The sequence below is a fragment of the Bradyrhizobium japonicum USDA 6 genome (assembly GCF_000284375.1).
In the GTDB taxonomy this organism is placed as follows: domain Bacteria; phylum Pseudomonadota; class Alphaproteobacteria; order Rhizobiales; family Xanthobacteraceae; genus Bradyrhizobium; species Bradyrhizobium japonicum.
This window is the reverse complement of sequence record NC_017249.1, coordinates 3,528,067-3,542,664: the sequence shown is the minus strand read 5'-3', so window position 1 is coordinate 3,542,664 and position 14,598 is coordinate 3,528,067. Positions and strand designations below refer to the sequence as shown.

At 64.9% G+C, this 14,598-nt stretch carries 12 protein-coding genes; 3 read left to right on the top strand and 9 right to left on the bottom strand.

What is annotated here, in order from left to right:
- Window positions 1-834 precede the first annotated feature (834 nt).
- Window positions 835-1,995, top strand: a complete 1,161-nt coding sequence (locus BJ6T_RS16500) for an MFS transporter (protein ID WP_014493573.1) — start codon at window positions 835-837, stop codon at window positions 1,993-1,995.
- 6 nt (window positions 1,996-2,001) lie between these two features.
- Here BJ6T_RS16500 and BJ6T_RS16495 read toward each other — a convergent pair whose 3' ends face one another.
- Window positions 2,002-2,991, bottom strand: coding sequence for a Bug family tripartite tricarboxylate transporter substrate binding protein (locus BJ6T_RS16495; protein WP_028169983.1), 990 nt, complete (start codon window positions 2,989-2,991; stop codon window positions 2,002-2,004).
- 298 nt (window positions 2,992-3,289) lie between these two features.
- Here BJ6T_RS16495 and BJ6T_RS16490 point away from each other — a divergent pair, with 298 nt between their 5' ends.
- Window positions 3,290-6,130 carry an ATP-binding protein gene (locus tag BJ6T_RS16490; RefSeq protein ID WP_028169984.1) on the top strand — a complete coding sequence of 947 codons (2,841 nt, stop codon included), beginning with the start codon at window positions 3,290-3,292 and terminating at the stop codon, window positions 6,128-6,130.
- A gap of 45 nt (window positions 6,131-6,175) precedes the next feature.
- Here the strand turns inward: BJ6T_RS16490 and BJ6T_RS16485 are convergent, their stop codons facing one another.
- From BJ6T_RS16485 to BJ6T_RS16475, 3 genes are all read right to left on the bottom strand, one after another.
- A complete protein-coding gene (locus tag BJ6T_RS16485; protein WP_014493570.1) occupies window positions 6,176-7,114 on the bottom strand; it encodes an aldo/keto reductase in 939 nt (312 codons plus the stop codon).
- A gap of 88 nt (window positions 7,115-7,202) precedes the next feature.
- Window positions 7,203-8,696: an MDR family MFS transporter gene (locus BJ6T_RS16480; RefSeq protein ID WP_014493569.1), complete on the bottom strand. Its 1,494-nt coding sequence runs from the start codon at window positions 8,694-8,696 to the stop codon at window positions 7,203-7,205.
- The gene (locus tag BJ6T_RS16475; protein WP_014493568.1) at window positions 8,693-9,835 is read right to left on the bottom strand and encodes an HlyD family secretion protein; all 1,143 of its coding nucleotides are present in this window, start codon (window positions 9,833-9,835) and stop codon (window positions 8,693-8,695) included. The genes BJ6T_RS16480 and BJ6T_RS16475 overlap by 4 nt, the downstream gene beginning before the upstream one ends.
- A gap of 139 nt (window positions 9,836-9,974) precedes the next feature.
- Between BJ6T_RS16475 and BJ6T_RS16470 the strand changes: the two genes are divergently transcribed.
- The gene (locus BJ6T_RS16470; RefSeq protein ID WP_014493567.1) at window positions 9,975-10,616 is read left to right on the top strand and encodes a TetR/AcrR family transcriptional regulator; all 642 of its coding nucleotides are present in this window, start codon (window positions 9,975-9,977) and stop codon (window positions 10,614-10,616) included.
- A gap of 94 nt (window positions 10,617-10,710) precedes the next feature.
- Here the strand turns inward: BJ6T_RS16470 and msrA are convergent, their stop codons facing one another.
- The 5 genes from msrA to BJ6T_RS16445 form a co-directional block, all read right to left on the bottom strand.
- Entirely contained in the window at window positions 10,711-11,226 is a 516-nt protein-coding gene (msrA, locus tag BJ6T_RS16465; RefSeq protein WP_014493566.1) for a peptide-methionine (S)-S-oxide reductase MsrA, read from the bottom strand.
- Window positions 11,227-11,255: 29 nt separating this feature from the next.
- Window positions 11,256-11,756, bottom strand: coding sequence for a cupin domain-containing protein (locus tag BJ6T_RS16460; RefSeq protein ID WP_225894838.1), 501 nt, complete (start codon window positions 11,754-11,756; stop codon window positions 11,256-11,258).
- A 21-nt stretch (window positions 11,757-11,777) separates the two neighbouring features.
- Window positions 11,778-12,200: an OsmC family protein gene (locus BJ6T_RS16455; protein ID WP_014493564.1), complete on the bottom strand. Its 423-nt coding sequence runs from the start codon at window positions 12,198-12,200 to the stop codon at window positions 11,778-11,780.
- Between the two features lie 122 nt (window positions 12,201-12,322).
- A complete protein-coding gene (locus BJ6T_RS16450) occupies window positions 12,323-13,171 on the bottom strand; it encodes an enoyl-CoA hydratase/isomerase family protein (protein ID WP_014493563.1) in 849 nt (282 codons plus the stop codon).
- A 65-nt stretch (window positions 13,172-13,236) separates the two neighbouring features.
- Window positions 13,237-14,550 (bottom strand): epoxide hydrolase family protein, encoded by a 1,314-nt coding sequence (locus BJ6T_RS16445; RefSeq protein WP_014493562.1) that lies wholly within the window; start codon window positions 14,548-14,550, stop codon window positions 13,237-13,239.
- Window positions 14,551-14,598: the final 48 nt, after the last annotated feature.

Sequence of the window (14,598 nt, the reverse complement as noted above, 5' to 3'; positions counted from 1 at the left end):
CAGCGCATTTCGCCCGAGCTTGCTTGATCTCTCCGCCCTCGAAGCCAAGAGGGCGCTGGGAAGGCCGGGTGCTGACCTCGCACCCGCGGTCCGCTGCGCGAAAGGTAGCGCAAAGGAGACCGCACAGCAGCATACAGGTGGTGCCAATCACTCGGCCTTCCCTGCGCGATGGTTGGACGGCTTATGCCGTGCTCTCCCGGGAGCCGAATTCCCTCTGGCCTCCCTCGTCCTTGCGAAAGTCACCAGCACCACGCCGGTTGACGCGACTGCCGCATTCGCAAGCACTTGACCGTAGCGACGACGGCCAGGACCACACGGTTTTGCCGCACGCACGGCCCGCCATGTCGCCGCAGTTTTTCCAGCCCTGTCGACGGAGCCGGAAACTTGCAGACGAGACGAAGCCTAGCAGCGCCGCTCATCCGGCACGAAGTCTTGGGCTCACGGAGAGCAATCCGCCCTGCCCGCACTTCTCGCGCCCAACGCTGCCGCGTCCACCGCAAGCCCGGCTCGCGACAGTGACGACACAAGATCGCCCCTCTTGGTGAGCCGGGATGGACGACACATACGTCATTTCCGAATTTCGGTAAAGTGGAATATTGTTGCAGGCGCGGCTTGACACCGGCGCAGCTCGGAATGACCCGGTGTTTTGCCCGACGGCCGGCCCCCGGCGGCGCACTCACGAATATCGTCGCGAACGCGACACGCTTCGGAACCCAGGTCGACGTCGCGCCGTTCTCGAGCACAGCCTGCGACAATTCGAGCACGCCTCGGACATAAAGACGCGGCAATCTCAGGGCTTGTCGATCGCCCCGCCCCTGCTTCCCCGGAGTTCCCATGCATTCTGCCGACCGGCCGGCAACGCGCCTCGCGACGCGGCTCGCCTTTCTCGTCGCGGGCTTCGGCATCGCGTGCTGGGCGCCGCTGGTGCCGTTCGCAAAGACGCGGCTCGGCGTCGATGACGGCGTTCTTGGATTGCTCCTGCTCAGCCTCGGCATCGGCTCGGTCGTGGCAATGCTTCTGACCGGAGTCATGAGCGCGCGCTACGGCAGCAAGCCGATCATCATTGCGGGCGGACTCGGTCTGGCGCTGGTGCTGCCCCTGCTGGCGATCGCAAGCTCGCCTGCGACGCTGGCGCTGGCCCTGTTCGCCTTCGGCGCCGCGCTCGGCTCCATCGACGTCGCCATGAACATCCATGCGGTCGAGGTGGAGCGCGACGCGGGCCGCCCGCTGATGTCCGGCTTCCACGCGCTGTTCAGCATCGGCGGCTTCGCGGGATCCGCCTTGATGACTGCGCTGCTCTCGCTGCAACTCGGCGCGCTCGCCTGCACGCTGATCTGCTCCGTGCTGATGCTGGTCGCGATGCTGGCCGCCTGGCCGCGCCTGCTTCGTTCGGTGCAAGTGCAGGACGGACCGCTCTTCGTGCTGCCGCATGGCTCCGTGCTCCTGCTGGCGCTGCTCGGCGCCATCACTTTCCTCGTCGAGGGCGCGATGCTCGATTGGGGCGCGCTGCTTGTCATCGGCGCGGGCCTCGTCTCGGAGGCGCAAGGCGGGATCGGCTACATCGTGTTCTCGATAGCCATGACCGCGGGGCGGCTCGGCGGCGACGCCGTCGTTGCACGCATCGGGGATCGCGCGACATTGTTCTGGGGCAGCATCATTGCGATCGCAGGCTTCGTAGTCCTGCTCAGGGCGCCCGTAGCGGCGGTCGCCATCGGCGGCTTCCTGCTGATCGGCCTCGGTGCATCGAACCTCGTGCCGGTGCTGTTCCGCCGGGCGGCCAGGCAGACTGTGATGCCCACGGGGCTCGCCGTCGCCGCCATCACGACTGCAGGCTACGCGGGCATCCTCATCGGTCCCGCCGGTGTCGGCTTCATCGCACGGCTTGGCGGATTGCCGACAGCGTTCTGGCTGCTGGCCGCGCTGATGTGTCTCGTCGCGCTGTCGGCGCGCATCGTCACGGCGGAGGGCCGCCAGACATCGCGCGTCGAGGCCTGAGCGGCCTCACAAATTGCTCAGCCCGATCGACTTGATCACCGGCGCCAGGCTTGCCGTCGTCGTATCGACAATGCGCTGGAATTTCTCGGGGCTCGAATCGCTGTCCGGCTCGATGCCTTGCGCACGGTAGCTTGCCTGAAGCGCAGGATCGGCCATCGCGACGCGCGTTGCCTGCGCGATCCGGTCGATGATCGCATCGTCGGTGTGCCTGGGCGCAAAGATGCCGAACCACCCCTCATAGCGAAGATCCGGCATGCCGGATTCGACAGCGGTCGGAATCTCCGGCGCGCCGCTCAGCCGCTTTTCGCTGGTGACCGCCAGCAGCCTGACCTTCCCGGCCTCGCCCAGTTGCTTCAGCTGGTCCGACATGACGCCGATGACAAGCGAGATCTGGCCACCGGCGAGGTCGTTGGTCGCCTGCGAAATGCCTCGATACGGCACGTGGACGATGTCCAGCGCGCCTGCCTGCTGCTTGAAGGATTCGCCAACGAGATGATTTCCAGTGCCGATGCCGGGCGTGCCATAGGACAGCTTTCCCGGGTTGGCTCTCGCGTGAGCAATCAACTCGCGCAGGTTAGCGGCAGGCACCGACGGATGGACCGCGAAAACCAGCGAAGTGCTGATCAGACGATAGATGGCGCGAAAATCGTCGACGGAATAGCCGGGATTTCTCGAGGTCAGGGGAATGATGACCTGCGTGCTGCCGTTGCCGAGCAGCAGCGAATATCCGTCGGGCTCCTCGCGCGCGACCGTCGCAGCCCCGATCGCGCCGCCCGCACCGCCGATATATTCCACGAAGGTCGGCCCAAGCAGCGATGTCATCTTGTCCACCCAGGGACGCCCGATCTGATCCCCCGCTCCGCCGGCTCCATACGGAAGCACGAGGCGAATGGGACGAGTCGGATAATCAGCGGTTTGTCCGCTGCGCGGGATGGCCGCCAGCGCCGCTGCGCCCGATAGCGCATGGACGAATCGTCGCCGCGAGAAGGAAGCCATGTTCGAATTCCGGAAGTCGGTAGTCACAGTCGAGGCGGGACCGGCTCCCGAACGATCCAATCGCAGCAATCTGCTACCGCCGTCAATGCGCCATCCGGGTGAGAGCACCGGGGTCATCGCCTTGCCATGTCAATATAACCCTTTACTTCTTAAGGGTTATTTCGGCGGACCGACCGATCGAAGCCATGCGCGCAGGGCTACCAGCTCTGCCCACTGCTTTCGGCCAGTTTACTGTACGCCTCGTTCTGATAGACCAAAAAGTAATACCTTTTGACTCCCGTTGCGGGGGCAATGGCGCGTGCCAGATCGTACCGAAGACTCGGCCATTTCTTTTGGGCCATTTCGCCTATTTCCGAAGTCGCGGCTCTTGGAGAAGGAGGGCTCGCCGCTTCACGTCGGCGGCCGCGCGCTCGATATTCTGATCTTCCTCGCCGAGCGCCCCGGCGAAGTCATCGACAAGAGAGAGCTGGTCAAGCGCATCTGGGCCGACGTCAATGTCGACGAGGGCAGCCTGCGCTTCCACGTCGCAGCACTGCGCAAGGCGCTGGGCGATACCGGCAAGTCGGCCCGTTATGTCGTCAATGTGCCCGGCCGCGGCTACTGCTTTGTCGCCTCGCTCGCTCAGGCGGCTCCGCCGCCCGCTCAGCCCGCCGTGAACATCGCACCTCCCCGCTCCCTTCCCTCGCCGCTCTCGAAAATGGTCGGACGGGAGGAGATCGTCGAGAAGATATCGAACGGGCTTTCGTTGCATCGCTTCATGACGGTGGTCGGCCCCGGCGGCATCGGCAAGACCGCCGTCGCCGTCACCGTCGGGCATCGTAGATCGGCGGATTTCGGCGGACGCGTCTTCTTCGTCGACTTCGGTCCGCTGAGGGACGCCGGCCACATCGCGACCACCATCGCCTCCGCACTGGGACTGACCATCAGCGCGGAGGATCCGACGCCGGCCCTGCTGACATTCCTGAAGACCGGCCCAGCCCTGCTGATCTTCGACAGCTGCGAGCATGTGCTGGATGCGTTGGCGCCGCTCGTCGAGCGCATCGTTCGCGACGCACCGCAGCTTCGCGTTCTCGCAACCAGCCGCGAGTCGTTCCGGAGCGACGGCGAACGGATTTTCCGCCTGTTCCCGCTGGATTGCCCGCCGGAGCGCGAGGACCTGGATGTCGCCGAGGTCCTCGCTTACCCCGCGGCCCAGCTCTTCGTCGAGCGCATTGCGCAGAGCTCGGGTCCGTTCCAGCTCAGTGCGGAAGAAGCGCCGCTCGTCGCCAGCATCTGCCGGCGCCTCGACGGCATTGCGCTTGCAATCGAGCTCGCGGCCGGCCGTGTCAATGCGTACGGTATTGCCGGGACGGCGTCGCTGCTCGACAGCCGCTTCTCGTTGCAGTGGCGGGGTCGGCGCACCGCCGTGCCACGACATCAGACGCTCGCCGCGGCGCTCGACTGGAGCTACGATCTGCTACCTCCCGCCGAGAGTGCCACGCTGCGACGCCTGTCGGTCTTTGCCGGGCCGTTCGCGCCGGAGGCGGCTGCCGCGGTGGCCGCCGGCGACGGCCTCGGCGCGTCCGAAACGCTGGAGGCGATCGACAGCCTCGTCACCAAATCGCTGATCTCGCCATCGGGCTCGCGAACGCTGCGCTATCGCCTGCTCGACACCACCCGCACCTATGCGCATGGAAAGCTGAACGAGCTCGGCGAGACCAGTCAGTTCGCGCGGCGTCATGCAGAGCATTTTCGCGAATTCTTCGAGCGCGCGGAGGCCGATACATCGACGCCGCTGACGGAATGGCTGAGCATCTATGGCGCGGAGCTGGACAATGTGCGTGCCGCATTGAACTGGGCCTTCGGGCCCAACGGCGACGCTGCACTCGGGATCGCACTGACGGCGGCTGCCGTCACGCTGTGGGTCCGCCTGTCCCTGTTCGCCGAATGCCGCGAGCGCGCCAAGACGGCGCTCACCGCGCTCGGCGACAGCGGCGGCGACGATCGCATTCGCATGCAACTCCTGTCGGCGCTCGGCTGGTCGCTGATGTATGGCGAGGGCCGCGCCCGCGAGGCGCGTCCGATCCTCGAGACGACCCTGGAGCTGGCTGACAGGCTCGACGACAAGGACTTCCGGCTGCGCGCGCTCTGGGGTTTGTGCATCGACCAGTTCAACAACGGACAGTTCGGCAAGGCCCGCGCGCTCGCCGACCGGTTTGCGAATGCAGCGGCGAACTCGTCGGACAGGACCGACCTCATGCTGGGCGACCGGCTGATGGCGGTGGCGCTGCATTATCTCGGCGATCAGAACGACGCACGGCTTCGCATCGAGCGCGTGAACGCGTCGCTGCATGTGCTGGCGGAGAAGCCGAAGATCTTCCCGCTCGACCTCAGGATATCAACGCAATATTTCCGGGCCCGCATCCTGTGGCTTCAGGGCCTCGCCGATCAGGCGCAGGCGCTCGCCGCCCGAAACATCGAGGAAGGCCGTGCCAACGGCCACGCGCTGACTTTCTGTAGCGTGCTGGGGCAAGCCGCCTGCCCGATCGCCTTCTGGTCCGGCGATTTCGAGGCCGCGGAGCGCCACGGCGCCGAGCTGCTCGAACACACCGAGCGCCACGCCATCCGGCTGTGGGGCCTTTGGGCACGGGCGTTCAACGCGGCGGTCGTCGTAAGGCGTGGCGACGTCGCGACCGGCCTGCCGCTGCTGCGCGAAGAGCTCAATCGCGCCGGCGATGCGCGATTCCTGCCGCGCTTTCTTCCACTGCTCGGCGAACTCGCCGCATGTTCCGGCGAGGCCCACCAGGTCGACCGTGGCCTCGACGTGATCGAGGACGTCCTGACCCGCTGCAACGACCGGCAGGAGCTGTGGTATCTGCCGGAACTGACGCGCATCAAGGGCGAATTGTTGCTCAAGAGCCCGCGGCATGCGGGAGACGCCGAGGTGCGCTTTCGCGAGGCCATGGACATTGCCAACCAGCAGGGCGCGCGATTCTGGGAGCTGCGCGGCGCGATCAGCCTCGCGCGGTTCATGATCGGAGCCGGCCAGAATGCAGAGGCCCTGGCAATTCTCGAACGCGCATGCGGGCCGTTCAGCGAGGGCGCCGGCATCGCCGATATCCGCAGCGCGCGCGATTTGATCGCGCAACTCCGGAGTTGACGAGGCCGGCCGAAGGCCTTCGGCTTTCGCACCGCGCCACGCGCTTCATCCTGCCCGCGGAATGAATCCGGGCACGCCGGTCTCGACCACCGTGTTGAACCGGACATTCGTCGTGATGTGGTCCCGCATCTCCCGCATGGCGTCTGCAGGCAGCGTCGAGATATCGAAGTTTTCCTCGATACGCCGAGGATTGGTCGAGGTCGTCAGGAAAGCCGTGCCGCGCTGGACGGCCCAGGCCAGTGCGACCTGAGCCGGCGTCTTTTGCAGGCGCTCCGCGATGGCGGTGATCACGGGGTCAGCGAGGAGGTTCGGCTTCATGGCGTGCCCCAGCGCGGCAAACGCCTGCAGGACAATTCCATGCTCCCGACAGAAGTCGAGCAGGTCCCATTCGGGCAGGTACGGATGCGATTCGACCTGCACCATGGCAGGCCTGATCCGCGCGACCTCGACGATCTCGCGCAGCTTCTCCAAGGTAATGTCCGACAGCCCGATCGACTTGCAGTGCCCCTCGTCGACGAGGCGCTCCAGCGCCCCCCATGTCTCCGCCAGCGTCACGCCAGAATCGTAGATCACATGGCCGCTCGCGTCCCTCGGGTCCTGCTCGTCACCGGGTTGAAAGGCGAAGGGCGTATGGATGATGTAGCAATCGATCTCGTCGAGTTGCAGCCGCCGGCGACTGGCGTCGAAGGCGGGCCTGACCCGTTCCGGCCGATGATTGGTGTTCCATAGCTTCGTCGTAACGAACAGGTCCTGGCGCCGAAGCGTGCCCGCCCTGAACGCGTCCTGTAGCGCGTCGCCGACGGCCGCTTCGTTGCGATAGCGCTCGGCACAATCGAGATGTCGAAATCCGGCCCCCAACGCAGCCCTGGTGGCCTGCCTGGTTACGAGCGGATCGGGAATGAGCGTGCCAAATCCGACTGCGGGAATCGTCACGGCCTCATGTGTGGGAATCCTCGTGTAACGAAGTGAATCGGAGGTCGTCATGGTGATACTCCTTGTTGACTGCTAGCCGCGCGATGCGGACGAAGCGATCGGGGTTGCGGACACAACGTCATTTCACGACTCTTCGGCGTTAACCGACGGGGCGCGGCTTACGAAGAAAGAACACCAGCGGAATCACGACGAGCATGGCGAACATCAGGATCTCGAACTGATCGATGACCGCGACCGTGGCCGCCTGGCGCGTGACCATGCCATTGAGGGCGGCAAGGCCTGACTTCCCGATCGGGCCCGTGACATTCGCCGCGACACGATAAGGCGTGAGATGCTTGGCGAGCGCGATATGCACGGCCTGGGTGTTGGCATAGAAGAAGAGCTGGACCACCGCGATGCCGATGGTGCTGCCATAAAGGCGCGACAGGTTGATCAGCGCACTGCCTTCAGGGCGAAGCTTCGGATCGAGCGTTCCGAACGCGGCCCTCACGAGCGCCGGCAACAACATGCCGAGACCAGCGCCCTGGAGGAAGCCTGCTTCGACGACCGGCCGCCAATCCATCGCCGGCGAATAGCCGAGCATCAGCCAGTTGGCATAGACCACGAGCGCCATTCCTCCCATGAGGAACGGCCGGTAGTCGACCTGTCCCGGAACCAGGCTGGTCAGCACCAGCGCGCCCACCAGCGCCACGCCGCGTGGAATGCTCATGTAGCCGGTAGTGTCGACAGGGTAGTTGAGCAACTCCTCCAGCATCGGGGACGTCAACGCCAATGTCGGCAGCAGGACGAAGCCGAGCGCGAAGGAGATCACCGTCGAGAGGACGAGATTGCGATCCCTGAACAGCGACGTGCGGAGAAAATGTTCCTTCTTCGTCAGAACGTGCACGATGAAGAGATAGAAGCCCAGGACCGAGGCGATGGCTTCGACCCAGATCTCCGTCGAGGCGAACCATTCGAGGCGCTCGCCGCGATCCAGCAGCATCTGCAACCCGATCATGCCGGCGGAGAAGGTCGTCAGGCCGAAGACGTCGAAGGGCTGGCTCCGCTCTGCCCGCTTCTCGCCCAACAACAGGGCCATCGTCAGGGCGATGAAGGCCGTCATGGGCAGGCTGACATAGAAGATCGACGGCCAGCCGTAATATTCGCTGAGCCAGCCACCAAGAGCGGGACCGGTGCTGATGCCGAGCAGCGAGCAGACCGTCAATGCCAGGCCCATGCGCGCTTGCCGCGCCGCCGGCGTCGCCTCCAGCAGAATCGCCAATGAGAGCGGGGCAAGTGGTCCGCTCGCCGCGCCCTGGAGAATCCGCGCCAGCACGAACTGGATCGACGTCGTCGCCAGCGTGTCGAGGACAAGACCGAGCGTGAAGACGGCAAGGGCCGCCTGATAGACCGCCTTGCGACCATAGCGTCCCGCAAGCCATTGCGTGATCGACATGGTCACAGCGCTTGCGGCGATATACGAGGAGAACACCCAGCCGACCTCGTCATTGGCCATCGAGAGCGTGGCCTGGATGTGCGGCAGCGCGGCGTTCGGTATCGAAATGTTGACGGCCTGCATGTAGGTCGCCATCAGGGTGGCCGCCGAGATTGCATGATGACCGCCGGTCGCGGTCGATGGGAGGGGCGTACTCATTTGACCTCCGTCGCAAGCGCAGGCTGGAGCAGATGCAGCCAGTCGCGACGATGGCCGGTGTCAACCCGCGCCGTCACGCTGATGCCGGAGAACAGCGGCCGGGTCGAATCGGGATCATCGAGCTCGAGGCGCACCGGCAGCCGCTGGACGACCTTGACCCAGTTCCCGGTCGCATTCTCCGGCGGCAGGATCGAGAAGTCCGACCCGGTGCCGGGACTCATGCTGACGATATGCGCCTTGAATTTTCGATCCGGATAGGCGTCGACGTCGATCGTCGCCTGCTGGCCCGGGCGCATGTGGGTCAGGCCCGTCTCGCGAAAATTCGCCTCGATCCAGACGTCCCGGCTCGACATCAGTGAGAACGTGGGCGCGCCTGCGTTGACGAAACCACCGATCTGCAGATCGTCGACCTTGGTCACGATACCGTCGTCGGGTGCCCTCACCGTGGCGTAGGAGAGATCGAGCCGCGCGCGATCGAGCTGCGCCCTGGCCGCGCGGACTGTCGGATGACGGTCGACATCGATATTGGGATCCCCGTTGAGCGCGACGACCGTATTGGCGATCTGCTGTTCGATCGATGCCATCCGATGGCGCGCGACCTTCAGATCGGTCTCGGCCCGCTCGTAGACCGCGCGCGGCGTGAAGTCGGAGGCGACCAGCATCCTCTTGCGGTCGAACTCGCGCTCGTCGAAAGAGGCCGAGTCCTTCGCCGATTGCAGTTCCGCCTGCTGCTGGCGGTAGGTCGCCTTGAGGGAGTCGATCTGGAGCCGCGCGCTGCCGAGCCGGGCTTCGGCCTGATCGACGGCGATCTGGTAGGGCTCCGGGTCAATTCGAAACAGGACCTGGCCCTGCCGGACACGCTCATTGTCGCGCACGGCGATGTCGACCGCCTGGCCGGACACCCGCGCGTTGATGGTGACTTTCGCCGCGCGCACGAACGCATCGTCGGTCGAGACGTATTGTTCCTGCGCCAGATACATGAAGGCGCCGAACACGGCAGCCGCGGCGGGCACCGCGAGCATCAGGGGCCGGCGCAGCCGCCTGGCAAGATCCGCTCCGAACAACGGCGCAACAGCCTCGCTGCCGCGGAAGCTGCGATCGCCCAGCCAGCCGGCGATTGGCGCAAAGTTCAAACCCATCGTCCTCGTCCTTATCTCATTTACTAACGTTCGTTACAAATATTGTACCCCGATGCGGCGATCAAGCCGCGCGGCCATTGATTTTTATAACGATCCATACAAATATACGTGTGAAACATGGCAAGCAGGTTCGAACGACATGGCACGGAAAAAGAGCGAGGCGGGCCTGGCGCGCCGGGGACGGCCACCCGCCTACGACACTGAGACGGCCCTCAAGCGGGCAACGGAAACGTTCTGGAGGACGGGTTATTCCGGCACGTCCCTGGACAAGGTCGCGGCCGCGACCGGCATGAGTCCACCGAGCCTCTATGCGGCGTTCGGCAACAAGCACGCGCTCTATCTCGAGGCGTTGGCGCGCTATTGGGAGATCAGCCTTGCGGCAACGCGTGAGGCTCTCGCAGGGGACCATCCCTTGGACGAAGCGCTGATGCTGGCCTATGACGCGGCGCTGTCGATCTACTTTTCCGGCAAGGGATCAGCGCGCGGTTGCTTCGTGGTCGGTACCGCGGTGACCGAAGTCGCCGAGGATGCGGCGATCCGGAGCAGCGTTGCGACGGGACTGCGGACGATCGATGCCGATTTCGAGGCCCGCTTCCGCCTGGCGCAGGACAAGGGCGAGCTGGATCGCGAGGCCGATCCGGCTGCACTTGCGATCCTTGCCGCCGCCACGATGCAGACGATCGCCATCCGCGCCCGGGCCGGCGCACGCCGCGCCGATCTGAGGGAGATTGCCCGCAAGGCGGTGACTGTGATCTGTCGACGCCGGCCGGAGGCGCATTGAGCCGCGAGGAATGCTCGTGATCGTAGGATGAGGGGAGTTCGCACATTTGCACTCCTCGTCAAGAGGGCCTCGGCGGCCGTACGCGACAATCCCGCTAGCCTCCCACGGCGGCCGCGCGCCTTGGCAGCTTCCAGTCGGGCCGGATGAAGTGGCAGGTGTAGCCATCGGGATAGCGCTCGAGATAATCCTGATGCTCGGGCTCGGCTTCCCAGAACTCAGCTGCGGGCGCGACCTCGGTCACCACCTTGCCAGGCCAGAGACCTGATGCCTCGACATCGGCAATGGTGTCTTCGGCGACTCTCTTCTGCTCGTCACTGGTATAGAAGATTGCCGAGCGGTAGCTCGTGCCCCGATCATTGCCCTGGCGATTGAGCGTGGTGGGATCGTGGATCTGGAAGAAGAACTCCAGCATGGTCCGGAAGCTCGTCTTCGCGGGATTGAAGATGATCTCGATCGCCTCGGCGTGGCCCTCGTGATTGCGATAGGTGGCGTTTTTCACATGCCCGCCGGTGTAACCGACACGGGTGGAGATCACCCCCGGTTGCCTGCGGATCAGATCCTGCATGCCCCAGAAGCAGCCTCCGGCCAAAACTGCGCGCTCTGTCGTCATCTGATGCTCCATTGGTTTCGTCGAGATAGTCAGCGCTTGTCCGCTGCCGGATGCAAGCGCGGGTCATCGTGGTCATCGTGGTATTCGAGGCCCAGCGGCCCGATGGCGGAGACCTGTGTGACGTATTCGCCGGACTTCGCCCAGTGAAAATGCCAGGTCTCGCCGGGCAGCACGATGACGCTGCCCGGCGGATAGGCTTTCACCTGGTCGCCATCAAAACGCTCGCCGAGGCCGATGTAGAACACACCCGACATGACCGTGTAGATGCGATCCTCCGGATGCTTGTGCGGCATCAGTTTCGTGCCCCCGGGCACCTTCACCCGGACCACGTAAGGTCCGGGTTCGCTGGGATGGCCGACCATCACGGCCAGCCGCGCGCCCGGCGGGAACGCAGGGAATGGTTGCCATGCGATGTCCTCGGGCAAAATCGCCCGGAACCTGTCTTCATCCGGCTGATGCTGGCGAGGCGGATCTTGGCGAGACAGATCTTGGCGAGACAGATCTTGGCGAGACAGATCTTGGCGAGGCATGGCACCGCTCCCTGTGTTGGATCAGGTCAATTTGGCGTCGAGCGTGATCGCGGCGTTGAGCACCTTCGACACCGGACAGTTCTTCTCGGCCTCGCCGGCGATCTTGGCGAAACCTGCGTCGTCAAGGTTCGGCACCTTGGCGCGAAGCGTCAGTGCCGACTTGCTGATCTTGAAGCCCTTGCCTTCCGGCTCGAGCGTGATGGCGGCTTCCGTCGACAGCTCGTCCGGCGTGAAGCCGGCGAGCTGAAGGCCGAAGGCCAGTGCCATGGTAAAGCAACCGGCATGGGCCGCGGCGATCAACTCCTCGGGATTGGTGCCCTTCTCGTTCTCGAAGCGGGTCTTGAACGAATAGGGCGTGCCGGCGAGCACACCGGATTCGCTCGACAGATGGCCGGTGCCGTCGCGACCGGTGCCTTTCCAGACTGCTGTTGCCTTGCGGATCATCTCGATTCTCCTTGTTGGTTCTCAGGTTGGTTTTTGGCACCGGCGCTCGGTACCGGAGGAAAGCGACATTGGCACGACCGCCTGTCACCCCTTCCAACCGGCCGAGCGCCGCAGCGGTTCCGTCAACTCCCGATCTGTCCGACGTGGAAGCCCAGCCGGTTCTCGACGTCGCCGGCGCGGTGGAAACCGCGCGCCATCAGCGCCTTGATGCGAGTCTGGCTGGCGGGACGGCCGAGCGCGGCCAGGAACGCATCCCACTCCGGCTTGATCTCATCATCCGGCGGCAGGCTCGCAACATCGACGAGACGCTTGGTCTCGGCGATGGCTTCCTTGTCGAACGACGCAATGCGCATGGCGAGCGCCTCGACGAAGCCGACGAGCTCCGCATCCGGCAGCGAACGGTTCACGTAGCCGTAACGCTCGGCGAGATCGCCGTGGATGTCGTCGGCACCGAGCAACACTTCGAGCGCACGGCCTCGGCCCATCAGCCGCGGCAACCGGGCCATCGGCCCGCCGCCGGGCACGAGTCCCGCGCCGACCTCCCATTGCGACAGGATCGCCTTCTCGCGGCTGGCAAAACGCATGTCGCTGGCCAGCGCGAGCTCGCTGCCGACCCCGGTCGCACGGCCCCGGATCGAGGCAATGGAGACAACCGGCGCGCGGCTGAGGCGCACCAGCATGTCGGGCAGCGCCTGCAGGCCGGTCGGCCCTGGCGGAACGCCGAGAGAGTCCTCCAGCGGCGCCAGGAAGTCGTAATGCGTGATGAAGAAGCCTTCGACGGCGCTGTCGAATACGACCACCTTCACGTCCGGATCGGTCTCAATCGCGGTGATGATGTCGTTGAGCAGCGGAAGGTGCTTAGGGCCGAAGATGTTCACCGGCGGCATGTCGAAGGTGACGCGCCAGTATGTCGGCAGGCGGCGCTCCAGGTGAATGTCCTCGGTGGTGAAGATCTGTACGGGGCGGCTCATTGTTGACACTCCTGATATGTGTGTTCGAAAATGGAACGCACGGCGGCGCGCGTCCCCTGCTCGGTTCAGATCGACTGGCGCAGCGGGCGGAACGCGGTGCGCATTTCCGCAGAGAACAGCGCGGGCTGCTCCCAGGCCGCGAAGTGGCCGCCCTTGTCGAGGCGGTTGTAGTGCATCAGCTTCGGATAGGCCTTCTCGGCCCAGCTGCGCGGCGCGGCATAGATCTCGTCAGGGAACACGCTGACGGCGACCGGGATCTTGATGTGCTTGGGCTCGAAGAACACCAGCTTGTTCTCCCAGTAGAGCCGCGCCGACGACACCGCGGTGTTGGTGAGCCAGTAGAGCGTGATGTTGTCGATCACGTCATCGCGCGACAGGCCTTCGGTCTTGCCGTCGAACGCCCGCGCAATCATCGCAGCACTGCGTGCGTCGTGATCAAGCATCCAGGATGCAAGACCGGCCGGTGAGTCGACGAGACCATAGAGCGTCTGCGGCCGGTTCGACATCTCGATCGCGTAACCGAGGCCGTGCTTGTAGAAATCGTCGAGCTGGTCGTAGGCAATGCGCTCGTCGGCCGAGAGGTTTGATGGCCGCGTTCCACCCGGCTGAAGCGCCTTGGCGATGTCGTCGGGAACGGTGGCGGGCATGTTGGTGTGAATGCCGAGCAGTTCCGGCGGTGCGATCACCGCCATCTGCTCGGTGACGGCATTGCCCCAATCGCCGCCCTGCGCCACGTAGCGGTTGTAGCCGAGGCGTTGCATCAGCACGATCCAGGCGCGCGCGATGCGCTGGGGATCCCAGCCGAGCTCCGTCGGCTTGCCGGAGAAGCCGTGGCCCGGAAGCGAGGGGATCACCAGGTCGAATGCATCCGCGGCCTTCGCACCATGCGCGGTGGGATCGGTCAGCGGGCCGACGATCTTCATCTGCTCGATGATCGAGCCCGGCCAGCCATGCGTGACGATCATCGGCAGTGCGTTCTCGTGGCGGGAGCGGATGTGAATGAAGTGGATGTCGACGCCGTCGATCTCGGTGACGAATTGCGGCAAGGCGTTCAGCCGCGCTTCCATCTTGCGCCAGTCGTAGTCGTTCTGCCAGTACCGCACGAGCTGCTGGAGCGTCGTGAGCTGTACGCCCTGCGATTGGTCGGCGACGATCTCGCGATCGGGCCAGCGTGTCGCTGCGAGGCGGCGGCGGAGGTCAAGCAGATCTTCCTCGGGCACGCTGACGCGGAACGGGCGGATGGCGCCGCTTGCAGCGGCCTTTGCCGGACGCAGCGGCAGCAGGCTCGCTACGCTGGCAGCGACCGCGGTCATCGCGGCCTGGCTCAGCAATTGACGGCGGTCAGGATTGAGAATGTCGGCTCGTGCTTGCGTTGTCATGTCGGATCTCCCTTACTCTGGTCGGTGACGCCAGCCGAATTCGAAATC